General features: G+C 59.3%; 21 protein-coding genes. 11 read left to right on the top strand and 10 right to left on the bottom strand.

All coding sequences use genetic code 11. From position 1 onward, the window contains the following. Nucleotides 1-47: 47 nt before the first annotated feature. Nucleotides 48-1,391, top strand: a complete 1,344-nt coding sequence (gene pssA, locus POR16_RS14775; protein WP_005890550.1) for a CDP-diacylglycerol--serine O-phosphatidyltransferase — start codon at nt 48-50, stop codon at nt 1,389-1,391. Between the two features lie 19 nt (nt 1,392-1,410). On the opposite strand, the gene ligD is transcribed toward pssA, so the two are convergent. Continuing rightward, nucleotides 1,411-3,990: a DNA ligase D gene (gene ligD, locus POR16_RS14780; protein WP_154897060.1), complete on the bottom strand. Its 2,580-nt coding sequence runs from the start codon at nt 3,988-3,990 to the stop codon at nt 1,411-1,413. A 37-nt stretch (nt 3,991-4,027) separates the two neighbouring features. Continuing rightward, nucleotides 4,028-4,939 carry a non-homologous end joining protein Ku gene (gene ku / locus POR16_RS14785; protein WP_005890544.1) on the bottom strand — a complete coding sequence of 304 codons (912 nt, stop codon included), beginning with the start codon at nt 4,937-4,939 and terminating at the stop codon, nt 4,028-4,030. A 286-nt stretch (nt 4,940-5,225) separates the two neighbouring features. Between ku and ssuD the strand changes: the two genes are divergently transcribed. Together ssuD and POR16_RS14795 are read left to right on the top strand one after the other, a co-directional pair. After that, nucleotides 5,226-6,365 (top strand): FMNH2-dependent alkanesulfonate monooxygenase, encoded by a 1,140-nt coding sequence (gene ssuD, locus POR16_RS14790; RefSeq protein ID WP_024689740.1) that lies wholly within the window; start codon nt 5,226-5,228, stop codon nt 6,363-6,365. Further along, on the top strand, nt 6,365-7,471 hold the full coding sequence (locus POR16_RS14795) for a sigma-54 interaction domain-containing protein (RefSeq protein ID WP_053932429.1): 1,107 nt from the start codon (nt 6,365-6,367) through the stop codon (nt 7,469-7,471). Before ssuD ends, POR16_RS14795 begins: the two co-directional genes overlap by 1 nt. Nucleotides 7,472-7,517: 46 nt before the next feature. Here the strand turns inward: POR16_RS14795 and POR16_RS14800 are convergent, their stop codons facing one another. Beyond that, the gene (locus POR16_RS14800) at nt 7,518-8,933 is read right to left on the bottom strand and encodes an FAD/NAD(P)-binding protein (RefSeq protein ID WP_005890539.1); all 1,416 of its coding nucleotides are present in this window, start codon (nt 8,931-8,933) and stop codon (nt 7,518-7,520) included. A gap of 45 nt (nt 8,934-8,978) precedes the next feature. After that, nucleotides 8,979-9,548, bottom strand: a complete 570-nt coding sequence (locus tag POR16_RS14805; protein WP_024671002.1) for a helix-turn-helix domain-containing protein — start codon at nt 9,546-9,548, stop codon at nt 8,979-8,981. A gap of 122 nt (nt 9,549-9,670) precedes the next feature. Here POR16_RS14805 and POR16_RS14810 point away from each other — a divergent pair, with 122 nt between their 5' ends. The 7 genes from POR16_RS14810 to POR16_RS14840 all read left to right on the top strand — a co-directional run bounded on the left by POR16_RS14810 (nt 9,671) and on the right by POR16_RS14840 (nt 16,836). Continuing rightward, nucleotides 9,671-10,594: a DMT family transporter gene (locus POR16_RS14810; RefSeq protein ID WP_024671003.1), complete on the top strand. Its 924-nt coding sequence runs from the start codon at nt 9,671-9,673 to the stop codon at nt 10,592-10,594. Nucleotides 10,595-10,754: 160 nt separating this feature from the next. After that, the gene (locus POR16_RS14815; RefSeq protein WP_122381253.1) at nt 10,755-13,673 is read left to right on the top strand and encodes a monovalent cation/H+ antiporter subunit A; all 2,919 of its coding nucleotides are present in this window, start codon (nt 10,755-10,757) and stop codon (nt 13,671-13,673) included. After that, entirely contained in the window at nt 13,673-14,017 is a 345-nt protein-coding gene (locus POR16_RS14820; protein ID WP_003380836.1) for a Na+/H+ antiporter subunit C, read from the top strand. The genes POR16_RS14815 and POR16_RS14820 overlap by 1 nt, the downstream gene beginning before the upstream one ends. Next, complete coding sequence (locus tag POR16_RS14825; RefSeq protein WP_005890535.1) at nt 14,014-15,699, top strand: monovalent cation/H+ antiporter subunit D; 1,686 nt, start codon at nt 14,014-14,016, stop codon at nt 15,697-15,699. The genes POR16_RS14820 and POR16_RS14825 overlap by 4 nt, the downstream gene beginning before the upstream one ends. Continuing rightward, nucleotides 15,696-16,184, top strand: a complete 489-nt coding sequence (locus POR16_RS14830) for a Na+/H+ antiporter subunit E (RefSeq protein WP_024671005.1) — start codon at nt 15,696-15,698, stop codon at nt 16,182-16,184. The genes POR16_RS14825 and POR16_RS14830 overlap by 4 nt, the downstream gene beginning before the upstream one ends. Next, complete coding sequence (locus POR16_RS14835) at nt 16,181-16,459, top strand: K+/H+ antiporter subunit F (protein WP_005890532.1); 279 nt, start codon at nt 16,181-16,183, stop codon at nt 16,457-16,459. Before POR16_RS14830 ends, POR16_RS14835 begins: the two co-directional genes overlap by 4 nt. Then, entirely contained in the window at nt 16,456-16,836 is a 381-nt protein-coding gene (locus tag POR16_RS14840; protein ID WP_005890530.1) for a Na+/H+ antiporter subunit G, read from the top strand. The genes POR16_RS14835 and POR16_RS14840 overlap by 4 nt, the downstream gene beginning before the upstream one ends. 19 nt (nt 16,837-16,855) lie before the next feature. Here POR16_RS14840 and POR16_RS14845 read toward each other — a convergent pair whose 3' ends face one another. After that, nucleotides 16,856-17,323, bottom strand: coding sequence for a hypothetical protein (locus POR16_RS14845; protein ID WP_005890527.1), 468 nt, complete (start codon nt 17,321-17,323; stop codon nt 16,856-16,858). A gap of 445 nt (nt 17,324-17,768) precedes the next feature. On the opposite strand from POR16_RS14845, the gene POR16_RS14850 reads away from it, so the two are divergent. Beyond that, on the top strand, nt 17,769-18,008 hold the full coding sequence (locus POR16_RS14850) for a DUF2789 domain-containing protein (RefSeq protein WP_005890525.1): 240 nt from the start codon (nt 17,769-17,771) through the stop codon (nt 18,006-18,008). A gap of 19 nt (nt 18,009-18,027) precedes the next feature. Here POR16_RS14850 and POR16_RS14855 read toward each other — a convergent pair whose 3' ends face one another. From POR16_RS14855 to POR16_RS14875, 5 genes are all read right to left on the bottom strand, one after another. After that, entirely contained in the window at nt 18,028-19,512 is a 1,485-nt protein-coding gene (locus POR16_RS14855) for a T6SS phospholipase effector Tle1-like catalytic domain-containing protein (RefSeq protein ID WP_122381252.1), read from the bottom strand. A 265-nt stretch (nt 19,513-19,777) separates the two neighbouring features. Further along, nucleotides 19,778-21,385 carry a methyl-accepting chemotaxis protein gene (locus tag POR16_RS14860; RefSeq protein ID WP_005890519.1) on the bottom strand — a complete coding sequence of 536 codons (1,608 nt, stop codon included), beginning with the start codon at nt 21,383-21,385 and terminating at the stop codon, nt 19,778-19,780. A 182-nt stretch (nt 21,386-21,567) separates the two neighbouring features. After that, nucleotides 21,568-21,972 (bottom strand): TraR/DksA family transcriptional regulator, encoded by a 405-nt coding sequence (locus POR16_RS14865; protein ID WP_002554078.1) that lies wholly within the window; start codon nt 21,970-21,972, stop codon nt 21,568-21,570. A gap of 304 nt (nt 21,973-22,276) precedes the next feature. Beyond that, nucleotides 22,277-23,302 carry an ABC transporter permease gene (locus tag POR16_RS14870; protein WP_024671008.1) on the bottom strand — a complete coding sequence of 342 codons (1,026 nt, stop codon included), beginning with the start codon at nt 23,300-23,302 and terminating at the stop codon, nt 22,277-22,279. A 47-nt stretch (nt 23,303-23,349) separates the two neighbouring features. Further along, nucleotides 23,350-24,927, bottom strand: coding sequence for a sugar ABC transporter ATP-binding protein (locus POR16_RS14875; RefSeq protein ID WP_005890513.1), 1,578 nt, complete (start codon nt 24,925-24,927; stop codon nt 23,350-23,352). Between the last annotated feature and the right edge of the window lie 32 nt (nt 24,928-24,959).

Genomic DNA, 24,959 nt, shown 5'->3' on the forward strand with positions numbered 1-24,959 from the left:
ACTCTCGTGTAAGCTCGTACCCTGTTGGTTTTCCCATCGAGAGGCCTATGCAGTCCACTTTCAGACGCTCGACCCTGGCAGCGCTTCACGGTTTTGCCTTGCCGAGCGATGCAATCTCCATCGTTCCTTCTGCCGCCGACTACCGGCGCTGTCTGCTGGAGAAGATCGCTTCGGCCACTCGCCGCATCTATATAATCGCTCTTTACCTGCAGCAGGATGAGGCCGGCCAGGAAATCCTTGACGCCTTGTATGCTGCCAAGAAAGCCCGTCCAGAGCTGGATGTAGTAGTGCTGGTCGACTGGTTCCGCGCGCAGCGTGGCCTGATCGGTGCCGGACGCCAGCCGGGCAACTCGACCTGGTATCAGGCGCAGAACCTGGAATACGACGAAGAGGTGCCGATCTACGGCGTGCCGGTGCAGACCCGTGAGTTGTTCGGTGTATTGCACCTCAAAGGCAGCGTTATCGACGACTGCGTGATCTATTCCGGCGCAAGCATCAACAACGTTTACCTGCACAAGCTCGACAAGTACCGCCTTGACCGCTACCACCTGATAGAAAGCGCGCCGCTAGCCGACTCCTTCCAGCAACTAGTGCAGAAGGAAATCCTGCCGTCCCCTGCCGTGCATCGTCTGGACCTGCAGTCACCGCCGACCTCTCGCAGCTTGCGCAGTGAAATTCGCGCCTTTCGCGGTGATCTGAAGCGTGCTGCCTACGATACATCCGCGGGCGACAAGGAAAACGGCCAGCTGCGAGTGATCCCGCTGCTGGGCGTCGGCCCGCGCAACAGGCTCAATCGGGTGATCTGCGACCTCATTGCCTCGAGCAAGATCCAGTTGACCATCTGCACGCCGTATTTCAACCTGCCGGTGGCAGTGACTCGCGAGATCAACCGGGCACTCAAGCGTGGCGTGCATGTCGACATCATCATTGGCGACAAGACCGCCAATGACTTCTTCATCGACCCCGACGAGCCATTCAAGGTGATATCGGCCCTGCCCTATCTGTATGAGATCAGCCTTCGGCGCTTCGCCCAGAAACACCAGAAGGCAATCGCCCAGCATCGTCTGAACGTGCACTTGTGGAAGCATGGGGACAACACGTTCCACCTCAAGGGCATCTGGGTCGATCAGCGCTACACCTTGCTGACCGGCAACAATCTGAACCCGCGCGCCTTCAATCTGGACCTGGAAAACGGTCTGTTGATCGATGATCCGCAGGCGCAGTGGAGCGATCCGCGGGAAGCCGAAATTGCCCATCTGATGCGCAATACGCAACGAGTCAATCAATACGACGAACTCGATACGCTGGCCAATTACCCCGAGGGCGTACGCAAATTCTTGCGCAGGGTGAGTCGCGTCAGGGTCGAGCGCTTGTTGTACCGGATTCTCTAGTTTTGCTCGTCAATCGCCCTCAAGGCCGCTTGGCACCCAGTTGTTTCCACATCTTCTGGGTGATCTTGCGGCGGTTGCTGTAACCCGCCCACGGATCGTCCTTGAGCTGATTCAGACGCGCTTCAAGATTGTTGATGTCCCACTGCGCAGACGACGTCAGCCCGGCCAGCTCATCCAGCGCAATCGGCACCGAAACCGGCAAGCCTGGCCGGGCGCGTACCGAATAGGCGGTGACCGTGCTGCCGCCGCGAGTGTTGCGCAGGTAATCGATGAAGATTTTCCCGACCCGGTTCTTCGGCCCCATCGTGGCAGTAAAGCGCTCGGGCAACTGGCGGCTGACAAACTCGGCGATAGCTTTTGAGAACGCTTTGACAGTGCCCCAGTCAGCCTGGCGTGCCAATGGCACGATGATGTGCATGCCTTTGCCACCGCTGGTCTTGAGGAAGGCCTCGAGCCCGAGCTCTTCCAGCACCGCCAGAACCATCTGCGTGGCTTCGATCATGCTGCGCCAAGGCAACGCAGGGTCAGGGTCAGGGTCAGGGTCAAGGTCCAGCACGAAATGATCGGGGGTCTCGATCCTGTCGCGTGTCGCGGCCCACGTGTGCAGCTCGATGGTGCCCATTTGCACTGCACCGACCAGCGCCTCGGGCGAATCGATTTCCATCAGGGCAGCGTGGCCGGGGTCGAGGGTGCGATCCAGTTGCCGGATGTGCGGGATGGCCAGGTGTTCGGCGTGTTTTTGAAAAAACTGCTCGCCGTCGATGCCTTCCGGACAACGCAACAGGGCCACCGGACGCTTGTTCAGGTGCGGCAGAATCCACTCGGCAATGGACTGGTAAAACTGCGCAAGCTCAACCTTCTTCGTGCCGGTCTTGCTGTCGATAACACGATCCGGATGGCTGATACCCGTGCCCGCCACGTCCACCCTGCCCTTGGCAGTTTTTTTTCCGGTGCGTGGCGCAGTGGATGCAGCCTTGGTGTGATCGGCGACCTTCGCCGGCTGCGCCTCTTCGCGCACCACGTCGCTGGCTGGCTTGTCACTGCGCAAACCGATAAAAGCGGCCTGACGCAATATACCCTCACGCGTCCACTGAGCGAATTCAACTTCACAGACCTGCTGCGGCTCCACCCATTGCACCCCGCGCGCCTGCGCCGAGCTCAGCTTGCTGCCCAGTGGCGAACCTTCGCGCTGCAGCGGTTGCAGCTTTTTTTGCAACTGCTTCAGGGTTTGCTCAGTGAAACCGGTGCCTACACGCCCGGCGTATACCAGACCCTGTTTATCGTCGTTGACTGCCAGCAGCAAAGCGCCGAACGCCGAGCGACTGCCCTGGGGCGCGGTATAGCCAACGATCACGAACTCCTGACGCAAGCGGCACTTGAGCTTGATCCAGTCGGCATTGCGCTTGCCGACATACGCACTGCCGGCACGCTTGCCAATCACGCCCTCAAGCCCCATCGCGGCGGCGCTGGCCACAATGTCCTGATGCCCGGCCTGAAAGTCATCCGAGTAACGCAACAAGCGGCTGCGCTGGCTATCGAGCACTTGTTTCAGCGCATCACGACGCTGCTCCAGCGGCAACTCGCGCAAGTCTTCGCCACTCAGAAACGGCATGTCGAAAAGGTAATACAGGATCTTTTTACTGTGCCCTTCGTCGAAGGCATTCTGCAGGCCTTGAAAGTCAGGCAGCCCTTGCTCGTCCAGAACCACAGCCTCACCATCGAACCAGCTGTCCTGCAACTTTAAGGCACCGAGCGCCTTGACCAGTTCTGGCAGACGCTCGGTCCAGTCGTTGCCGTTACGGGTGAACAAACACACTTCACCCTTCTGGATTCGCGTCAACATGCGGTAGCCGTCGAACTTGATCTCGTACAGCCATTCACCTGCAGGCGGGGCGTCCACCAATGTCGCAAGCTGAGGAGAAAGCGCGTCCGGGAAAACCGTTTTCGATTTGACTGGTTTCTTCTTCGTTGCGGCCTTCGGTGCAGCAGCCTTGGCTTTACCTTTCGCAGGGTCAGGCGTTGAACGACCTGCTCCGACATGCGCGCCGCTGATCACGCTTTGCGGTTGCTCCTGTGTAATGTCGTACTCGTCAGCAGGGCGGGCGATCGCGTCCTTTTCCTTGATCAGCAGCCATTGCTCCTTGCTGCCGCTGCCCTTGAGGCGAGTGCGCACCAAGGCCCATTCGCCAGTGAGCTTTTCACCGACCAGCGTGAATTTGAGTTTGCCTTCCGAATAGGTCTTTTGCGGATCGCCATGAGGCTGCCAGATGCCCCTGTCCCAGACGATGACGTCACCTCCGCCATATTGACCTTTTGGAATGCTGCCCTCGAAACCTGCGTAATCCAGCGGGTGATCTTCGACATGCACAGCCAGACGTTTTTGCTTCGGATCCAGACTCGGACCTTTAGGCACTGCCCAGCTTTTGAGCGTGCCATCCAGCTCCAGTCGAAAGTCATAGTGCAGGTTGCGCGCGTCATGTTTTTGAACCACGAAACTCAGCGCGCCGGGCTTCGTCTTGCCTTTGCGCTGGCTCTCGGCGGGTTCAGAGGTAACGTCAAAATTGCGCTTGCGCGTGTACTCACTGGCTGGCTTGGCCATGGCCGGTGTTCTCCCTATGGATCAAGAGGCTTTTGACTCAAGAGGCTTTGCTGGTCTTTTTGCGCGCAGCGGGCCGCTCGGGTCTGGGTTCATCCTTGGCAGCAGGCTTGTCAGCGGCTTTCGTCGAAGGCTTGCCTGTTCTGGCCTTGCCTGCCCCGCCCTTGCCCGCCAGGCTGCGACGCAGCAGGTCGGTAAGGTCGATCACGTCAGCACTCTTGCGCTCTTCTTCGGCCGGATCAGTCTCGACATCCTCGATCTTGCCTTCACTGGCCTTGGTCTCAACCAGTTTCATGATCTTGTCCTGGAACGTGTCACGGTACTTTTCAGGTTCCCAGTCGGCACTCATGTCCTTGACCAGTCGCTTGGCCATGTCGCGTTCACTCTTGTTCAACTGCGCGTCAGTCACCGCCTCGCCCAGTTCCAGTGCGTCAAGCTCACGCACATCGGCGGGCCAGCGCAGGATAACCATGACCAGTGCCGACTCCAGCGGCACCACCGCTGCCAGGTGCTCGCGGGTGTGCAGCACGACGTTGGCCAGTGCGACTTTTTTGGTATCGATCAGGGTTTCGCGTAACAGCGCGTAGACCTTCTCGCCGCGCTTGTCAGGGGTCAGAAAATAGGGCGTGTCGATGTTTTGTAACGGAATCTGCTGGCTGTCGACAAAAGCGAAGATATCGATGGTCTGGGTCGACTTGGGGTGCGAGGAACGAATTTCCTGCTCGCTGAGCACCACGTAACGGTCCTTCTCGTACAGCACGCCCTTGACGATATTTTCCTTGGTGACTTCCTTACCCGTGACCTTGTTGATCCGTTTGTAGCCGACCGGCTCCATGCTGCGCTTGTCGAGCCAGTCAAAGTCAACGCTGTTTGACGTGGTCGCGGAAACCAGTGCCACGGGGATGTGTACCAGCCCGAAGCTGATCGCGCCTTTCCAGATTGCCCTTGCCATGGTCTGACTCCTGATGATCGTCAACAGGTGACCGGGCAGGCCGAGTAAAAGTTTCGACAGCCTGACGAGCGCTTTTGCAACCGCATATGAAGACCTTTTGCCCCACACACGCAGAGCAGAACAATACACATATTCTTTTAGGATCTAAAAATATGGTTTAACGTTCTTTTACGGAATAAACCAGACGTTCTATAAATGGCTCACCTCGTACGCTGTTGGCGGGTTGTCTATGACGCAACAGCGGGTCCCGTCAGCGCTGATCGCTGATCACTCCCAAGGATTTGTCATGAACGTTTTCTGGTTTCTTCCGACTCACGGCGACGGCCATTATCTGGGCACGACGAAGGGCGCACGTCCGGTCACGCTCAACTACCTCAAGCAGGTGGCACAGGCCGCCGACGATCTGGGCTATTACGGGGTATTGATCCCTACCGGCCGCTCCTGCGAGGACTCGTGGGTGATCGCTTCTGCACTGGTGCCATTGACTGAGCGTTTGAAATACCTGGTGGCGATCCGCCCCGGCATCATTTCCCCTACCGTCTCGGCACGCATGGCTGCCACGCTGGATCGGCTCTCCGGCGGCCGCCTGTTGATCAACGTAGTGACTGGTGGCGATCCCGACGAAAATCGTGGCGATGGCAGCTTTCTCGACCACAGCGAGCGCTATGAAGTCACTGATGAGTTTCTGCAAATCTGGCGTCGCGTGCTGCAAGGCGAAGCTGTCGACTTTGAAGGCAAGCATTTGCGCGTGCAAAACGCCAAAGCGCTTTATCCGCCCATTCAGAAACCCTACCCACCGCTGTATTTCGGAGGCTCTTCTAACGCGGCACACGATCTGGCTGCCGATCAGGTGGACGTCTACCTGACCTGGGGCGAGCCTCCCGCAGCCGTTGCCCAAAAGCTGGCCGATATACGTGAGCGTGCAGCGCGCAAGGGTCGTATCGTGAAGTTCGGCATTCGCCTGCATGTCATCGTGCGCGAAACCAGCGAAGAGGCCTGGAAAGCCGCCAGTACCCTGATAGAACACATCAGCGATGACACCATCGCCGCTGCGCAGAAATCTTTCTCGCGCTTCGATTCAGAAGGCCAGCGGCGCATGGCCGCCCTGCACGACGGGCGTCGCGACAATCTGGAAATCGCCCCCAACCTGTGGGCAGGCGTCGGCCTGGTTCGCGGTGGCGCAGGCACAGCGCTGGTCGGCAACCCGCAGGAAGTGGCTGAACGCATCAAGGAATACGCAGACCTGGGCATCGAAAGCTTCATTTTTTCGGGCTATCCGCATCTGGAAGAAGCCTACCGCTTTGCCGAACTGGTCTTTCCGCTGCTGCCTGAACCTTACGCCAGCCTGGCCGGGCGCGGCATCACCAATCTGACAGGGCCGTTCGGCGAAATGATCGCCAACGATCTGCCCCCGCAGGCCAAGTGATGTCAGGGCAACTGCTGACTCTACCCCACTCGCCTGCACTGGCGACATCGATCAGAGCCACCGCGCAGGTTTTCGAAGACCCCAGGTCCAAAGCCTTGCTGGCCCACGTGCGTCAGGTTGCGCCCAGTGACGCGAGCGTACTGATCATCGGAGAAACCGGTACCGGCAAGGAATTGGTTGCAAGGCATGTGCATGAGTTGAGCGCCCGCCGCGACAAGCCGTTTTTGGCAGTCAACTGCGGTGCGTTCTCCGAGAACCTGATCGAGGCCGAGTTGTTCGGCCATGAGAAAGGCGCTTTCACCGGAGCGATCAGCGCCAAGGCTGGCTGGTTCGAAGAGGCCAACGGCGGCACGCTGTTTCTCGATGAAATCGGCGACCTGCCCATGACCTTGCAGGTCAAACTGCTGCGCGTGCTTCAGGAGCGCGAAGTGGTCCGACTGGGCTCGCGCAAGAGTATTGCGATCGATGTGCGGGTTCTGGCAGCCACCAATGTGCAGTTGGAAAAGGCCATCAACGCCGGGCATTTCCGCGAAGACCTTTATTACCGACTGGACGTGGTCAACCTGGAATTGAGCCCGCTGCGCGACCGTCCCGGCGACATCCTGCCGCTGGTCCGGCATTTCATCGACGTCTACAGCCAGCGACTGCGGCACGCCCCGGTGCGGGTCAGCGCCGAAGCCGAGCACAAGCTCAAGACCTACAGTTGGCCAGGCAATATCCGTGAACTGGAGAACGTCATTCACCACACGCTGCTGGTCTGCCGCGATGGCGTCATCCAGCGTGATGACCTGCGCATGTCCAACCTGCGGATCGAGAGGTCTGACGAACAGAGCCCATCGGACGAGTCCGCCGAGCAGTTGCTCAACCGCGCGTTTCAAAAGCTGTTCGAGGAACAGGCCGGGGCACTGCACGAGAAGGTCGAGGACACATTGCTGAGAGCGGCTTATCGCTTCTGCCATCACAATCAGGTTCACACTGCCAGCCTGCTGGGCCTGACACGCAACGTCACTCGCACCCGGCTGATCAGAATCGGCGAACTGGCGGTCAACAAACGCAGACCGGGCGAGAACGTACAGGGTGACAGGATGTTGCATTTGTCGGTGTGAAACGGCGTCTGGCGCTCGTGTTCGCTGCGTGTCCGGCCTTGTGGCCTCAGCTTTTCAGCGAGGCCAGACGCAGCGCCAGCGCCTTGGCCTGAATAGCCACGTCGGTCACTGCAGTGCTTTCCCACCACATGCCGCGCAACGGCGGCCCCATGGCGAACAGGCATGGGGAACGTTGGCCTTGTGCGTCGAGCACCGCGCCATCGACGTCGGCGGCGATACCCAACGCCAATGGTCCGGGCTGGATCAGCCCGCGTGCCAGCAACTGGCGGGGCAACGGGCGGTCAACACGGCGCCAGTCGTACTGAATGCCAGTGGAGTTGATCAAGGCATCCCCCACGATATGGGTAGTCTCACTGTCGCCACGCCGACGTACGCTGATCTGCACCTCATCTGAAACCAGGCGTTCAACACCTTGCAACGAAGCTGCAGCGATACTCAGCCGCCCCTGCTTGACCAGTCGCGCCAGCAAGGCTGCACCCAGCGGTGGTGAACGATGGTGGTGGCTTTCCCACCACGGTCGCACATGGCGCACAAACTGACGTCGCTGCCTGTCGGTGGCTTGACTCCACAGCCTGCCGACGTTGGCGCGCACGGTGTCCAGCGGGGCCTGCCAGTCAATAGCGCTTTCGATGGCCAGTTCACATTGCTCGCGTACCTTGCGCAACAGTTGCAACGGGCTGCGAATGCCTGGGTTTTGCGCCAGAAAGTCAGCCCACTCCGGGGGTTGACGACGCACGTGCGGCAACAAGCCGTGACGGGAAAATACCTGAATCGGCCCGCGATGCCCGGACTTCTCCAGAGAAACCACCGCATCGACCATCGTTAGCCCGGAGCCGATGATCAAGACCCTGGCATGAGGCTCGAGCTGACGCATGACGCTCACATCCCAAGGGTCCAGCGCTGCAGCATTCAGCCCGTTCGACTCGCGCTGCGGTGTACGTGATGCGGCGTACATGCCGGTCGCCAGCACAGCCTGGTTGCCAAGCAGCTCACGACCATCGGCCAGCGTAACGCGCGCGCCTTGCTCATTGATCTGGATGTCCACCGCCTCCCCCTGTACGTGCTCGACCGTCGAGCCAAAGGTTTTGCCAGCGGCACAAGCTTCGCGCAAGCGCTGCTGTGCATAGAGCCCGAACACACCGCGCGGCGGGAACAGTTCGGCAACCGGTACTTTTTGCTCTGCCGCTTCAGGCCAGCCGCCTTCGGCCAGATAACCCGCCAGCCACTGGGTCAGGTCATCCGGGTTGTCAGGGTCGACACTCATGCGCGCCGCGTTGCCATTGAGCGTATGCCCTTGTTCTGTAGCGCTGTAAGCCTCGCCCCTGCCCAGCTCGCTGCGGGTTTCGATGATCCGGATGCGCCGCCGGCCCGGCCTGCGCACTAACTGCGCGGCCAGCAGGGTGCCGCTCAAACCGCCACCAATGATAAGAATGTCAGCGCTCCGGTCAGGGTTGTCAGTCATCGAACAGCGCCTCGGCAGGTTGCAGAAAGGGGGTAATAAAAAATCTCAGAGCACCACGTTACGCACAAAGCGCAGGGTCATGCCTGCTTCATTGCAGTAACGATGCGGCTGATTGCTGGGGAACATGAAGAACTCGCCCGGGCCGATTTGCTGTTCGGCAACAGGCTCGGAAAAACGCAGCGTCAAATGCCCTTCCACGACATAGACCTGCTCGCTCCAGCCATCGGGATCGGCTTCAGAAGCGTAGGCGTCGCCGGGTTCCAGACAGAATTCCCATAGTTCGACCTCGCGACGTGCCACCGCCTTGGCCAGCAGCACCGCCTTGCTGCCGACAATCGCACCCGCCCAGGCGAGTTCGTTGATACGGCTGTGATCGCGGTTTTCAGGGGCCTGAATCAGGTCGCTGAACGCCACTTCCAGCGCCTCGGCCACTCGGTCCAGGGTCGCCAGGCTGACATTTTTCTCGCCCGCCTCAATCGCCACCAGCATGCGGCGGCTGACCCCCGACTTGTCGGCCAGAGCCGTCTGACTGAGGTCTGCGGCGTTACGCAAACGCCGTACATTCTGGCTCACGTGCTGCAGCACGGGCGGGCGCCCGGAATTTTCTTTGTGCATGGTAGTGCTCACATCAAACCGTTGCGCATTATACTGCCCACTTCGAGGACGCTCCTGGCGTACTCATCTTTACGTCGCATTCATCGTCGCCACAGCGCAATTCACAGGAGCCCGGAGCTGACATGAAGTCTATCAGCCGCATACCCCGTATCAGCAAGGCAGAGGCCGTTCTGATCCTGATCACCATGCTCTGGGGAGGCACGTTTCTGCTGGTGCAGCATGCCATGACGGTCAGCGGGCCGATGTTTTTCGTCGGGCTTCGCTTTGCCGCTGCGGCGCTCATCGTAGCGCTGTTTTCAATCAAGGTGCTGCGCGGACTGACCTTTCTTGAGCTCAGGGCCGGTGTTTTCATCGGCACCGCGATCATGCTCGGTTATGGCCTGCAAACTGTAGGACTGCAGACCATCCCCAGCAGCCAGTCCGCATTCATCACGGCACTGTACGTGCCGTGCGTGCCGCTGTTGCAATGGTTGGTGCTGGGGCAACGGCCTGGGCTGATGCCAACTTTGGGCATCATCCTCGCCTTTCTTGGCCTGATGCTGGTGTCAGGACCGCAAGGTGCTTCCCTGAATCTGAGCACCGGCGAGATTGTGACGCTGATCAGCACCGTGGCCATCGCCGCCGAAATCATCATGATCAGCGCCTATGCTGGCAAAGTCGACGTGCGCAGGGTCACCGTCGTGCAACTGGCAACGGCGTCTATCCTGGCGTTTCTGATGATCGTGCCCACCCAGGAACCTCTGCCGGAGTTCTCATGGTTACTGACAGCCAGCGCGGTCGGGCTGGGCGCAATGAGCGCGGCCATCCAGATCGCCATGAACTGGGCACAGAAGAGCGTCTCGCCCACGCGCGCAACGGTCATCTATGCAGGTGAACCGGTGTGGGCCGGGATTGTCGGAAGACTGGCTGGTGAGCGCCTGCCAGGCATTGCCCTGCTGGGGGCGGCACTGATCGTGATCGGGGTGATCGTCAGCGAAATGAAACGTCGCCCCGTCTCCGATGAGCAGGCAGGCCTCGATGAAAAAGGCGTACGGGCCGCCGAATGACTGGTACGTGATGCTTGCTGCCACGCACACTGGTTTCAGCAGCCCGGTGAAGACGTGAAATCAGCAGACACTTTTTGTAGGAAATTTCGGAAACCCTTTCTTTGGTATCGGGATGTCTGGCACGTATGATGCTTGACATTCCCCTGCAGATTAGAAGCCTATGTCCCTGATAGTTCTCCTGCTTCTGCCTTTTATCGGCAGCTGTCTGGCGGCCTTTTTGCCGCATAACGCGCGTAATGCAGAATCTCTTCTGGCCGGCGCAGTTGCCTTGATCGGCGCTGTTCAGATGGCTTTGTGGTTCCCGCAGATTGCCGACGGCGGCGTTATACGCGAGGAGTATTTTTGGCTGCCAAGTCTGGGAATGAACTTTGTTTTACGCATCGACGGCTTCGCCTGGCTGTTCTCGATGCTGGTGCTGGGCATCGGTGCGCTGGTCTCGCTTTACGCACGCTATTACATGTCGCCCGACGACCCGGTACCGCGCTTCTTCGCATTTTTCCTGGCATTCATGGGCGCCATGCTCGGCCTGGTGATGTCCGGCAACCTGATTCAGATCGTATTTTTCTGGGAGCTGACCAGCCTGTTCTCGTTCCTGCTGATCGGCTACTGGCACCATCGTGCCGACGCTCGACGCGGCGCCTACATGGCACTGATGGTCACAGGCGCGGGCGGCCTTGCGCTGCTAGCAGGCATGATGATTCTCGGGCATGTGGCGGGCAGCTATGACCTGGACCGCGTATTGGCCTCCGGTGAGGCGATCCGCGCCCACGCCCTTTACCCTGTGTTGCTGACCCTGATCCTGATTGGCGCGCTGACTAAAAGCGCTCAGTTCCCGTTCCATTTCTGGCTGCCGCACGCCATGGCCGCGCCGACGCCGGTTTCGGCCTATCTGCATTCGGCGACCATGGTCAAGGCAGGGGTCTTTCTCATGGCGCGGATGTGGCCCGCGCTGTCCGGCACCGAGCAGTGGTTCTGGATTGTCAGCGGTGCGGGTGCCTGCACACTGATACTGGGCGCCTACGCCGCGATTTTTCAGAATGACCTTAAAGGCTTGCTGGCCTACTCGACCATCAGCCACCTCGGCCTGATCACCCTGCTGTTGGGCCTGAATAGCCCGCTGGCGGCAGTCGCCGCGGTGTTTCACATTCTCAATCACGCCACCTTCAAGGCCTCGTTGTTCATGGCCGCCGGCATCATCGATCATGAAAGCGGAACCCGGGATATCCGGCGGCTCAGCGGGCTGGTGAAGCTGCTGCCCTATACCGCGACCCTGGCGATGGTCGCCAGCGCGTCGATGGCTGGCGTGCCATTGCTCAACGGGTTCCTGTCCAAGGAAATGTTCTTCGCCGAAACCGTATTCATCTCGGCCACCGCCTGGGTAGAAATCGCGCTCCCCGTGATCGCGACCATCGCCGGGATATTCAGTGTCGCCTATTCGTTGCGTTTCACCGTCGACGTGTTTTTTGGACCGGCAGCCAAGGATCTGCCGCACTTGCCGCATGAACCGCCGCGCTGGATGCGCGCGCCCGTCGAGTTGTTGGTGCTGACGTGCCTGGTGGTGGGTATTTTCCCCGCGCAGTCGGTTGCCCCATTGCTGGCAGCGGCTGCGCGTCCGGTGGTCGGCGGGACGTTGCCCGAGTACAGCCTGGCGATATGGCATGGCTGGAACCTGCCGATGGTGATGAGCCTGGTCGCGATGGCTGGCGGTATCATTCTGTATCTATTGCTGCGCAAGCCACTAAAACAGGAGCGCATCACTGCCCCGCCGCTGGTGGGACGACTCAACGGCAAGCGTTTCTTCGAGCGCAGCCAGGTGGTGATGATGCACTGGGCAAGGCGCTTCGAGCGCAAGGTCAGCACTCGCCGCTTGCAGCCTCAGCTGTTTCTACTGGTGCTGGCCGCAGTACTGAGCGGCTTCATTCCGATGTATTTCAGTGGCCTGACCTGGGGCGACCGACCGAAAATTCCGGGCTCCGGGGTGTTTGTCACCTTATGGCTGATCGCAATTGCCTGCGCGATAGGCGCTGCATGGCAGGGTAAATATCACCGCCTGGCGGCATTGGTCATGGTCAGCGTCTGCGGGCTGATGACCTGCATCACCTTCGTCTGGTTCTCGGCCCCTGACCTGGCGCTGACCCAACTGGCGGTAGAAGTGGTGACCACCGTGCTGATTCTGCTCGGCCTGCGCTGGCTGCCGCGCCGCAATGAAGATGTCGCACCTCTCAGCGCCCGTCTGCGTGCTCGCACAAGGCGGTTCCGCGACTTCGGGCTCGCGGTTCTGGTCGGCTTGGGGATGGCGACGCTTTCCTACGCCATGCTGACCCGTCAGACGCCCAACGCCATCTCGTCCTTTTACCTGAGCCGCGCGCTGCCCCAGGGCGGCGGTAGCAACGTCGTCAACGTCATGCTGGTGGACTTCCGTGGCTTCGACACGTTCGGCGAAATAACCGTGCTGGGGGCGGTCGCGCTGACCGTATTCGCTCTGCTGCGACGCTTCCGTCCACCGAAGGAAAGCATTCTGCTGCCAGCACAACAGCGCCTGCTCGCTCGCGACGTGGTGACTGATCTGGTCAACCCGCGTGGTGCCAGTGACACCGCGCTTGGCTTCATGATGGTTCCGGCAGCCTTGGTAAGGTTGCTGTTGCCGATTGCTTTCATCATTTCGATGTACCTGTTCATTCGCGGTCATAACCAGCCGGGCGGCGGTTTTGTGGCAGGTCTGGTGATGTCGGTGGCATTCATTCTGCAATACATGGTCGCCGGTACTCAGTGGGTCGAGGCGCAGATGAGCCTGCGACCGTTACGCTGGATGGGCACCGGTCTGCTCTGTGCCGTATTGACCGGGGCCGGTTCGATGTTGCTGGGCTATCCCTTCATGACCACCCATACCGCGCATGTCGATTTACCGATTCTGGGTGACATCCACATCGCCAGCGCGCTGTTCTTCGACGTCGGCGTGTATGCCGTGGTGGTCGGGTCGACGCTGCTGATTCTCACCGCGCTGGCCCACCAGTCGGTGCGCAGCCATCGTCCGACTCAACTGCCCAAGCCTGTTGCCAACCCGCAAGGAGTCCTCTGATGGAAGAAGTCATTGCAACCGCCATCGGCGTGCTGGCCGCCTCGGGTGTCTGGCTGATTCTGCGCCCGCGGACCTTTCAGGTGGTCATGGGGCTGTGTCTGCTGTCCTACGGCGTCAATCTGTTCATCTTCAGCATGGGCAGCCTGTTCATTGGCAGAGAGCCGATCATCAAGGACGGCATTCCGCAGGACCTGCTCAATTACACTGACCCGCTGCCGCAAGCGCTGGTATTGACGGCCATCGTGATCAGTTTCGCCATGACGGCTTTGTTTCTGGTGGTATTGCTGGCCTCCAGGGGCCTGACCGGCACCGACCATGTAGATGGCCGGGAGCCCAAGGCATGAGCTGGATCAATCAACTGATCATCGCGCCGATTCTGCTGCCGCTGCTGACGGCCGGATTGATGCTCTGGCTGGGCGAAAAGCATCGGCCGCTCAAGGGACGCATCAATCTGTTTTCCAGCATGCTCGGGCTGGGCATCTCGGTGGTGCTGTTTTTCTGGGTGCAACAGACCGGCAGCAGCGGTTCCATCGGCGTCTACCTGCCGGGCAACTGGGGCGTTCCCTTCGGCATAGTGCTGGTAGTCGATCACCTGTCGGCCTTGATGCTGGTACTGACCGGCATCGTCGGCGTCTGCGCCCTGCTGTTCGCGCTGGCACGCTGGGACCGGGCCGGTGCCAGCTTTCATGCACTGTTCCAGATTCAGCTAATGGGCCTGTACGGCGCATTCCTGACAGCCGACCTGTTCAATCTGTTCGTGTTTTTCGAGGTGCTGCTCGCAGCCTCCTATGGCCTGATGCTGCACGGCTCCGGTCGGGCGAGAGTGTCCACCGGCCTGCACTACATTTCGATCAACCTGCTGGCTTCGTCGCTATTCCTGATCGGTGCCGCGCTGATCTACGGGGTAACCGGTACGCTCAACTTCGCCGACCTTGCGATCAAGATTCCGCAGGTATCGGAAGCCGATCTGGGACTGCTGCACGCAGGCGCCGCCATTCTGGCCACGGCCTTTCTCGCCAAGGCGGGCATGTGGCCACTGAACTTCTGGCTGGTCCCGGCCTACTCTGCCGCCAGCGCGCCGGTAGCGGCGATGTTTGCGATCATGACAAAAGTAGGCATCTACACCCTGCTGCGACTATGGACGCTGCTGTTTTCCGGCCAGGCGGGCGCATCTGCATTCTTTGGTGGCGAGTGGCTGATATACGGCGGCATGGCGACGATTTTCACCGCAGCCATCGCGATCATTGCAGCCCAGCGTCTGGAGCGGCTCGCCAGCCTGAGCATTCTGGTATCGGCAGGCATACTTTTGTCGGCCATCGGTTTTGCGCAGCCAAGCCTGACATCGGGCGCACTGTTCTATCTGGTCAGCTCGACCCTGGCGCTGAGCGCGATGTTTTTGCTGGGCGAACTGATCGAACGTTCTCGTTCGGCCAACGAGATCCCGCTGGAAGATGACCTGGATCAGCTACCACGCACTCTCGAATCACTGCATCCACCGCCCGGCACCAACCTGGATGACGAGCAGAAAGCCGTGGTAGGTCAGGTGATCCCCATGACAATGGCGTTCCTGGGCCTGAGCTTCATCGCTTGCGCCCTGCTGATCATCGGCATGCCGCCCTTGTCAGGGTTCATCGGCAAGCTCACCCTGCTGAGTGCCCTCATGAATCCGCTGGGGCTGGATGTCGCGCAGGATGAAGCGCTGTCGACCAAATCCTGGATGCTCATCGGCCTGCTGATCTTTTCCGGACTGGCTTCACTGATTGCATTTTCCCGACTGGGCACCCAGCGTTTCTGGACGCCTCACGAGCGCCCTTCGCCACTGCTGAGACGCAATGAATGCCTGCCGATCATCATTCTGCTGGGCTTGTGCATCGCGCTGACCTTCAAGGCTGAGCCATTGCTGCGCTATACCCAGGATACCGCTGCTGCGCTGCATGAGCCCAAACAGTACGTGCAATCGGTACTCGCCACACGGCCGATACCCGGCCCGACCAGCCGGGAAGTGAGTTCGGAGGCGCAACCATGAAGCGTCTGCTTCCAGCCCCGATTCTCTCGCTGGCACTCTGGGTACTGTGGCTGGTGCTGAACCTGTCGATCAGCCCTGGCCATATCTTGCTGGGCGCAGTACTGGGTTTCCTTGCACCGATCCTAATGGCGCCATTGCGGCCCTTGCCGGTGCGCATCCGCAAACCAGGCACCATCCTGAAGTTTCTATGGCGGGTAGGAAGGGACGTGGTCATTTCCAACTTTCAGGTCGGCCTCAGCGTGTGGCGACTCGAAGGCCGCCCGCCACGTTCGGCATTTGTACTCATCCCGCTGGAACTGCACGACGCCCACGGCCTCGCCGCGCTGGCGATGGTTACAACGGTCGTGCCCGGCACGGTCTGGTCAGAGCTGGCGCTGGATCGCAGCGTACTGCTGATGCACGTCTTCGATCTGGAGGACGAAGCGCAGTTCATCGAGCACTTCAAGACCACCTATGAGCGACCGTTGATGGAGATTTTCCAATGAGTGCATTGCTCGACAACGCGATTCTGATCAGCCTGCTGATCTTTGCCCTGGCAATGGTGATCACCCTCCTGCGCCTGATCAAGGGGCCGTCAGCTCAGGATCGGGTACTGGCGCTGGACTACCTGTACATCATCGCCATGCTGATGATGCTGGTACTGGGTATCCGTTATGCCAGTGACACGTATTTCGAAGCGGCAATGCTGATTGCACTGTTCGGCTTCGTCGGCTCGTTTGCACTGGCAAAATTCCTGCTGCGCGGAGAGGTGATCGAATGACCGGACTGCCGAACACTGTGCCCTTCTGGGCTGAAATACTCACCGCCGGGCTGCTGATCGCCAGCAGCCTGTTTGCCTTGACCGGGGCGCTCGGGCTGCTGCGCCTGAAAGACTTTTTCCAGCGTATGCATCCACCGGCCCTGGCTTCGACACTGGGCGCCTGGTGCGTGGCGCTGGCCTCTATCATTTACTTCTCTGCGCTGAAATCAGAGCCAGTGATTCACGCATGGCTGATTCCGGTGCTGCTGGCGATCACCGTGCCCGTAACCACCCTGCTGCTGGCGCGCACGGCATTGTTTCGCAAGCGCATGGCCGGTGACGATGTTCCTGCGGAGGTCAGCAGCGGCCTCGCCGACGGAGAGTCGAGCGGAGGCTGACCCAAGTGCCAGGCCAGTGTTACTCGCTGGCCTTGAAACTCAGTTCGCCCTTGCGCCATTTGGCGGCCTTGCCGACGGCGCCCTTCAGAAGCTTGCTCATGCCGGTCTGCAACTGCTCTTTCGCAGCAAAGACCATGAACACGGCCTGACCTTCCTTGAAGACGATGCCGTGGCCTTCAGGGACGTCGACGAACGCATATTCGCCCAGTCCATACACGGTCATCTTGATGTCGCGAAATTTCAATTCAAGCTTGCCGCCTTCACGGCTGGGCAGAACAGACGCCCGGAAGTGATCGCCGACCTTGAGTTCAAGACGCGGCTTGTCGTCGACCACCAATGCGCTTTCGGTGTCGATTTCAGCGATATAAATGCCTTCGGCTGATTGTTCGGTGATGTAGACAAAACGGGATTGAAACTGCTTGACCAACTGTGCGCGGAGGTCGCCGAGCACGAATAAAGCATGGGTATCCAGATTACTTACAGCCAAAGTACAAACCCTCAAACATGAAAACGAGACTGCCCGATATCAGAGCAGTCAAGAAAGTGATTAACCCATAGACCGCGCGGAGCGACCGGAAAGCTTCCGGCACGCTGCACGCAAGAGCGCTGGGCAGCGCTGCCGCAAATCGTGTGCAGGCGGGTGGCGGATTCTACCGGTACAGGGCGGCCACGGGATATATACCTTTTGTACACTGCAGTGTCACAGAGGCGTCGCTGCCGGTAAACCGGCAGCCAGAACACGAATCAGACGCCGGACGGGCTTCGGCCCTGACGATCAGTGCGCATCGAGCGATGCTTGAAACATATCACTTGTCGTCATGGTACAAAAGGCCATCTTTTCTACCGGTCCAAATGCATCGAACTCTTGTGTCCCTCGGTCACTCCCATAAAGAACTGATGAAAACGGGGATATCCCTCGTTGAGGAGATGACATGGAACAGACTACAACGACCATCAACGACCTGTTTGCTCAACTGGCGCTGGATTCGGACGATGAGAGCATCGAAACGTTCATCATCAGCCACCAGCTGCCTGACGACGTGAAGCTGATCGATGCGGATTTCTGGACACCGCGCCAGGCTGACTTTCTCAAAGAACAGCTGCATGAGGACGCCGAATGGGCAATCGTGGTGGACGAACTCAATGTGCGGTTGCACAAAAAGCCCGAGTAAGCCACTCGGACGTCGGGCATTACTGCGGATAACCGGGCTGACCAACGTTGGGATGCAGTATGCGACCACCCGGTTGCGGAGCGTGAACGAAGACAGCGTCGCCGAAGGTGCCCAGTCTGCCCACCACCGCGCTCCAGTGTGCTGACTGATGTATGTAGCGCCAGCGCAATATCTGTTCTTCCTGTGTGCTCAGCCTATAAGGGCCACCTCTTGCATAATCGATCAGCTTGAGGGCAATGCCTTCAAGCTCGGGAGGAATCTGGAATTCAGGGCCTGGCGGTATTGCATCGAACGGCACGCCTTCGTCACACGCCAGAATGTGCATGATCCTCAGCGACACGCGCGCCAGATGCCCGAACACCTGGCGGTTCATGCAGACGGCTGCGGTAATCGCCCTCATGCCTTTCATCGAATGCGCACGCGGACACCCTCCGCTTTCGCGTGCCTGGACCTGCAGTGATGCCTGAGTGTCAGACGGATCGATCCACCGCTCAGGGTCCAGGTTGTCCAACTCGAGTTGCGCCTCCAGCCAGCTCGCCGCTGTTTCAGCCGGACTGCAGCGGCTTATGGTGCTGATGCGAGGCCGGGTCAGCATCACGCTTTCTTCCATCTGCGGTGGGTAACCACCGCCAATGTCGGAATGCGCGCCAGGCAGAATAATCTCCCTGGGCCATGCCGGCTGCACACTGTTGAGCGCAAAATTGCGCCGGGACTCGTCACGCGCCACCAGATGCAACACCTGCTGGGCGCATCCGGGCGGCAGGTACAGGTTCACCCGCCGGTTACTCGCATCTCTGGTATTACCCAAGTCCTTGAAGCTGCCGATTGCTGCGACCGTGTCGAACAGGCCGATCACCTTGAGCCGCACGCTGTCGTTCTTCCACGCGAACCCCTCTCCAAGACGTACTTTGCGGCTTTCAAGTATCGGGGCGAGCATACCCGCGCCCTGCTTCAGGATTTCATTGGCAAAATGCCTGGCAGAAGCTGCGCCGCGACTGAAGCCGAACACATCCAGTTCGAGCGTTTCCAACACGCAATCCGGATTGTCCCGAGGGAGTTTCTTTAACGCCGATTCCAGTTTCCTGAACGCGTTTTCGACTTTGGATATAACGCCGGTCGTCCCTCGGCCAAAACTCTGTCCGGGCCATACCGAATCGCGCCCGCCAGAGGTCGTGCCAGCACCGCTGATATAGATCGGGCAGTACACCATCAGACCGGTGCCGTCATTGTCGGCCAGCGTTTGTTGTCGATATAAACCGACCAGCCTGGCTATATTGCTCAACTCGTTACTGTAACTACTGCCAGGATGAACATGACGCCCTGCACACTCTTTTATGTGCTGCCCATTATTGACTTCAATCAACGCCTGGCAATCAGCCCCGATCTGACTGTTGACGCGATTGTTTCCCGTGCCATCAAAGAAAACCCCTATGCGGGCGGTCAGCCGGCGGGAAACTGCGTAGGGCGTTGGCGTTGCGGGTTGAACATTCCATTCATGGTTCATAACTTTTCCGTCCGTAGAGGCAGCCCATCAAAAAGGCTGCATTTAAACCAGCTTTAAATAAAGTTGATTTAAACAGCTTGCTCAACGGCACCGAACAGTCAAGTCATACACGATCTTTTCAGAAACCCCCTACACGCCCAGTCGCTATAAACCAGCAAACGATCAATAAGTACCGACAGTTGGCGTTCAGTATCTTATAGTTGTACACGCTTTGATAAACATCTTGATCAGCCGGCCGAAACGCGTCGTATATACGTCCTTACAGTCATGAACGCCCTTGCGGTTTGTAGCCCAGACGCAGGCCACCCCAATGCCGTCCCTTGACCATGATTGGCACCGAAAGATCATGCATCAGTTCGCCGGTGTCTCGGGTGTAGGTCTGCAGCAATACGGGCTGCTGATGGCTGCCGCAACGAATGCCGGTTCGATCATCAAACTTGCGCTTGCTGCGATTGCGCGCGTTGTCCACCGCCCGGTCGCCAGTCAACGGCAGGCTGAAGGCGTTGTTGTGAGTCGGCACATAGCCCTGTTGCGTACAGGCGATGGCAAACACCAGGCCTTCATGGCGGGGCAGCAAAGGTTCCTGCAGCCCCGGCAATGTCTGATCGGTGTAGCGATCAAACCGCGTCGTGAAGCGGGTGGGCGAGGTATCGGGAACCGGCTTGTAGGTGCGATCGAACAAGTCATCCAGACTGACCCGTCCCTGGTCGATATCAGCTTCGAACTTTTCGCCGATGAGCCGTGCACCTTCGCGCGCCAGATCGTAGACACGCTGGTGATAGTCATCCAGGCCGACCTGGGCCAGCCGCTGACTGATGGTCTCTGCCTGGCCCTCCATCTGCACCGCGGACTTCGCCAGTTGCCGAGTCTGCTCATCACTGACCGCCAGATCGCTGCGCATGTTTTCGACGGCGTCGAACAGGCTCGCCAATTGATCCTGATTGCTTCTGGCGCCCTGAGCGATTTCGCTGACCTGACTCTCCACTTCGACGGCCAGACGTGCAATGTTGCCCAGATGCTGACCAGCCAGCTCGACCTGCCCGACCCCGGCGTCCAGCCCGGACGACAATTCACGAATCTGCTCGACCACCTGCGCAGTACGCTGCTGGATATCGGCCACCATCTGACCGACTTCCCCCGTAGCGCTGGCCGTGCGCCCCGCAAGCCCGCGAACCTCATCAGCCACCACCGCAAAGCCGCGCCCGTACTCGCCAGCCCGAGCGGCTTCGATAGCGGCATTGAGCGCCAGCAGGTTGGTCTGGCTGGCAATCGACTGAATGACCAGCGTCACCCTCTGGATCTCTTCACTGCGCTGGCTGAGGGCCTCGATCAACTGGCGGCTGTTAATGGCACGGGTGCTCAACTGGTGCATGCGCTCGATGGACTCGTTCAGAACGCTGCTGCCCGACTCACTGCGCTGACGCGCCTCGCTGGCAGCCACCAGGGCTTGCTGGCTCAACTGCGCAGTCTGCTGTTCGGTCGCGATCATCTGATCGGCGCTGCTGACGATCTGCTCGGCAGCACTCAACTGCGACTGCACCTTGCCTGCCAGTTGGCCGACGGAAAACGCTACCTGAGCAGCCGACAGCGCGTTGTGACTGGTGGTGCGAGACAGGTCGCGAGCCAGAGACACAATATCGCTGGCCCCTGCTTCGGCTTGCAAAACCGGCCTCCGCCCGCGCATCAGGCGGGGCAGCCAGACCACCAGCAGCGTTATCGGAACCACAATATAGAGAGACAGACCAGTAGCGCTCATGGCGGTCAGTAGCAGACACATTGCAACGGTCTGCGCCGCCGGCACCCACACCCCCGACTGTGCATCAGGTGCGTCGGACAGCGGCAGTCCGGCTGCCATTGAAAGGTTCTCGGCCATACTTCGTCACCCCATCGCTATTTATCGTTATGGGATCCATTAAACGCTAGATAACGGCTAAGTGCCATGCGCTGTTGGTCGTAGCGAACAGCGTGAGGCTTTCGACAAATTCCGGGCACAACAAAACCGGGAGGCAATTTCTTGCCTCCCGGTGTTTTCACTCAGCTGCGGTTGCCTGCGTATCAGGCCTGGCGCTGGTGCTTGTCGATCTGCTCGTGGCGCTCTTGCGCCTCGATGCAGTACTTGGTGGTCGGGCTGATCAGCAGACGCTTGAGGCCAATAGGCTCGCCGCTGTCATCGCACCAGCCGAATGTGTCATCGGCAATGCGCGAGAGGGCCATTTCCAGCTGAGGCAGCATGCGCTGATCGCGGTCAATTACATTGACCAGCCAGTGGCGCTCTTCTTCGACAGAAGCAGCGTCAGCCGGATCCGCAGGCGTGTCCAGGCTCTCGATGGCAATACGGCTCTGCTCGATTCGCTCGTGGATCTCGACCTTCATGCCCTGCAACAGCTCGACGAAGAAAGCGTGCTGCTCGGCGTTCATGTAGTCATCGGCCGGCATGGCCAGCAACTTTTCCTTTGTCATTTATTTCTCTATAAAAAAACGTGCATTGAGGAGCAGCTCGACGTTGCCGTGCAAGCCAATAATCTCCAAGCGCCACCTGGCACTCAATTTACGAGGGGCGGCAGTCTAAGGCCGGCTAGCGGGCTCGGCAACACAATTGAAGGGTTTTCGTACAACAATCGTACGAACCCCCCTTTAAATGCGGGTACAAACCTTGCCGCGCACGCGCCCTGACGAGGCTCTGACCCGTGGACGACTCATCGGTTCCGGCAATATTCAAAGCAAAAAAAGGCCTGAAACAGGCCTTTTCATACAGCATCGGAGCTCAGCGCTTGGTCTTGCGCTTGTTGCGATATTGATCGATTACTACCGCCGCTACAATGATCAGGCCTTTGATAATGTCCTGAACATAGGCGTCCACGCCAACAAAAGTGAAACCGCTGGCCATCACTCCCAGAATCAGTGCGCCAATCACCGTGCCAGTGATTCTGCCCACCCCGCCGGCAAGGCTGGTACCGCCGATGACCGCTGCGGCGATCGCATCCAGCTCATAGGACATCCCCATCCCCGCCTGCCCTGTGGCAGCACGCGCAGAAGCAACGACTCCCGCCAGTCCGGCCAGAAGCCCGGCGATGCTGTAGACAATGATCAGGTGTCGCTTGACGTTGATTCCGGAAGTCCGAGCCGCCTGCATGTTGCCGCCGATGGCATAGGTGTATTTGCCGTACTTGGTGTAGCGCAGGGCAATGTGAAAGATCACGGCGACCACCAGAAAGATAAGCACCGGCATCGCGCCCTGCCCGATGGCCGTGTAGGAATCAGAGAGCATGCTGACCGGCTGGCCTTCGGTATAGAAGCGCGCCAGGCCGCGCGCGGAGACCATCATGCCCAGCGTGGCGATGAATGGCGGGATCCCGGTAATCGCAATGATGCTGCCGTTGATCGCGCCAGCCAACAGCCCCACCCCCAGCCCGACCACCACCGGTATCCACACTGGCAGGTCGGTCAGCGACGGAAAGACTGCGCGGGTATAATCCGAGGTTTGTGCCAGGCTCGCGGCAATCATCGCCGACAGCGCCAGCACCGAGCCGGAAGACAGATCGATGCCTGTCGTGATGATCACTTGGGTCACGCCGATGGCCAGCAACCCGATGATCGAAACCTGAAGAATCATCAGTACCAGGCGCTGGGAATTGAGCAGAAAACTCTGGTCGCGGACGATCCAGCCAAACATCTCGAAAACCAGCCCGATGCCGATCAATACCAGAAAGATACTGAGCTCCGTCGGCAGACGTCGTTTGCCTCTGGCAGGCGCCAGAGCTGGTTTATTTTGCAGAATCGCGTTGCTCATGTTCGTTACCCTCTTGTTCTTCTTTTACCGAGCGCCATATCGCGAACTCAATGAACCCGATGCCCAGAGGCCAGGTGCATGACTTTTTCCTGGGTTGCCTCATTGCGATCAAGGATCCCCATCATCTCTCCCTCATGCATCACCATGACCCGGTCACTCATGCCCAGCACTTCTGGCAGCTCCGAAGAGATCATGATCACCGCCATCCCCTCGCTGGCCAGCAGCGAGATCAGCCGATAGATTTCCGCCTTGGCTCCTACGTCGATGCCGCGTGTGGGCTCGTCGAGAATCAAGACTTTGGGATTGGTCATCAGCCAGCGCGCCAGCAACGCTTTCTGCTGGTTGCCGCCGGAGAGCGTGTCGATGCACTGCTCCAGCGAAGGGGTTTTTACCCGCAGCTTCCTGCACATCTCTTCGCACAGGGTACGCAAGGCCTTTTGCTGCACGAAGCCATTGCCTGCGTAGTTGGCCAGCACCGCCATCTCCATGTTTTCCATCACCGACAGGCACGGAAACAGGCCAGTCAACTTGCGATCCTCAGTCAGCAGGGCAAACCCCAGTTCGATGGCCTGGTGCGGATCGCCAATTCGCACGGTCTTGCCCTCGAAGAGAATCTCGCCGCTGTCGGCGGGGGATATACCGAACAAGGTCTCGGCCACATTGGTTCGTCCCGACCCCATCAGGCCGGCAATGCCAAGGATTTCACCGGCGCGCAGGTCGAAACTTACGCCCTGGAAGATGCCTTTCAAACCCAGGCCCTTGACAGAAAGCCTTACATCGCCTGCCGGCTGGTCACGCTGGGGGAACAGTTGGGTCAATTCACGACCGACCATCATCGAGATCAGGCTGTCGCCGTCCATGCTGTCGGCGCGCTGCAGTCCGATGTAGGCCCCGTCGCGAAACACGGCAACCTCATCGGCGATCTTGAACACTTCGCTCATCTTGTGAGTGATATAGATGATGCCTTTACCCTGCGAGCGCAGGTCGGCAATGATCGAAAAAAGGTGAGCCACTTCGGTTTCAGTAATGGCCGAGGTCGGCTCGTCCATGATCAGCACGTCCGAGTTGTAGGAAACCGCCTTGGCAATCTCCACCATCTGCCGCTCGGCGATGCTCAGGTTGCCCACCAGCTCTTCGGGATCAAGCTTGATGCGCAGGCGCTCCAGCAATTGGGCAGTGCAGCGGTGCATCTCCCGGTGATCGACCATGTGCAGGCTGTTAAGCTGCTCGCGGCCTATCCAGATATTCTCGGCAATACTCATGAACGGCATCAGGTTGAGCTCCTGATGGATCATGGCAATGCCGGCCTGCAGGGCCGAAAGTGGCGTTTCAAAGCTAACCGGCTCGCCACGCAAGCGGATCTCGCCCGAGTCCGGCTGGTAGATGCCCGCGATGATTTTCATCAGCGTCGACTTTCCGGCTCCGTTCTCGCCCATCAGCGCCAGCACGCTGCCAGGGCGCACTCGCAATTGCACGTCATCGAGCGCAATGACGCCGGGGAAAGCCTTGCTGATATGGCTGATTTCCAGCAGATAAGGGTGCTGGGTATCCGGCGTGGCGCCATGCACATCGATGGACGGCAGGTCGCCGGACGCAGGCGGACTGACAGTGGCAGAACCGAACATGATCACAACTCCTCAAGCGGCAGCCTGCGGGA

The sequence above is a fragment of the Pseudomonas coronafaciens pv. oryzae str. 1_6 genome, from assembly GCF_000156995.2.
GTDB lineage: Bacteria > Pseudomonadota > Gammaproteobacteria > Pseudomonadales > Pseudomonadaceae > Aquipseudomonas > Aquipseudomonas tremae.

What these genes read in the sequence shown, in the direction of transcription:
- POR16_RS14850 (WP_005890525.1), top strand. Translation starts at nt 17,769, where the DNA reads ATGGAACAGACTACAACGACCATCAACGACCTGTTTGCTCAACTGGCG.
- POR16_RS14800 (WP_005890539.1), bottom strand. Translation starts at nt 8,933, where the DNA reads ATGACTGACAACCCTGACCGGAGCGCTGACATTCTTATCATTGGTGGC.
- POR16_RS14805 (WP_024671002.1), bottom strand. Translation starts at nt 9,548, where the DNA reads ATGCACAAAGAAAATTCCGGGCGCCCGCCCGTGCTGCAGCACGTGAGC.
- POR16_RS14875 (WP_005890513.1), bottom strand. Translation starts at nt 24,927, where the DNA reads ATGTTCGGTTCTGCCACTGTCAGTCCGCCTGCGTCCGGCGACCTGCCG.
- POR16_RS14810 (WP_024671003.1), top strand. Translation starts at nt 9,671, where the DNA reads ATGAAGTCTATCAGCCGCATACCCCGTATCAGCAAGGCAGAGGCCGTT.
- POR16_RS14820 (WP_003380836.1), top strand. Translation starts at nt 13,673, where the DNA reads ATGGAAGAAGTCATTGCAACCGCCATCGGCGTGCTGGCCGCCTCGGGT.
- POR16_RS14795 (WP_053932429.1), top strand. Translation starts at nt 6,365, where the DNA reads ATGTCAGGGCAACTGCTGACTCTACCCCACTCGCCTGCACTGGCGACA.
- POR16_RS14825 (WP_005890535.1), top strand. Translation starts at nt 14,014, where the DNA reads ATGAGCTGGATCAATCAACTGATCATCGCGCCGATTCTGCTGCCGCTG.
- ssuD (WP_024689740.1), top strand. Translation starts at nt 5,226, where the DNA reads ATGAACGTTTTCTGGTTTCTTCCGACTCACGGCGACGGCCATTATCTG.
- ligD (WP_154897060.1), bottom strand. Translation starts at nt 3,990, where the DNA reads ATGGCCAAGCCAGCCAGTGAGTACACGCGCAAGCGCAATTTTGACGTT.
- POR16_RS14815 (WP_122381253.1), top strand. Translation starts at nt 10,755, where the DNA reads ATGTCCCTGATAGTTCTCCTGCTTCTGCCTTTTATCGGCAGCTGTCTG.
- POR16_RS14855 (WP_122381252.1), bottom strand. Translation starts at nt 19,512, where the DNA reads ATGAACCATGAATGGAATGTTCAACCCGCAACGCCAACGCCCTACGCA.
- POR16_RS14865 (WP_002554078.1), bottom strand. Translation starts at nt 21,972, where the DNA reads ATGACAAAGGAAAAGTTGCTGGCCATGCCGGCCGATGACTACATGAAC.
- POR16_RS14840 (WP_005890530.1), top strand. Translation starts at nt 16,456, where the DNA reads ATGACCGGACTGCCGAACACTGTGCCCTTCTGGGCTGAAATACTCACC.
- ku (WP_005890544.1), bottom strand. Translation starts at nt 4,939, where the DNA reads ATGGCAAGGGCAATCTGGAAAGGCGCGATCAGCTTCGGGCTGGTACAC.
- POR16_RS14830 (WP_024671005.1), top strand. Translation starts at nt 15,696, where the DNA reads ATGAAGCGTCTGCTTCCAGCCCCGATTCTCTCGCTGGCACTCTGGGTA.
- pssA (WP_005890550.1), top strand. Translation starts at nt 48, where the DNA reads ATGCAGTCCACTTTCAGACGCTCGACCCTGGCAGCGCTTCACGGTTTT.
- POR16_RS14860 (WP_005890519.1), bottom strand. Translation starts at nt 21,385, where the DNA reads ATGGCCGAGAACCTTTCAATGGCAGCCGGACTGCCGCTGTCCGACGCA.
- POR16_RS14835 (WP_005890532.1), top strand. Translation starts at nt 16,181, where the DNA reads ATGAGTGCATTGCTCGACAACGCGATTCTGATCAGCCTGCTGATCTTT.
- POR16_RS14870 (WP_024671008.1), bottom strand. Translation starts at nt 23,302, where the DNA reads ATGAGCAACGCGATTCTGCAAAATAAACCAGCTCTGGCGCCTGCCAGA.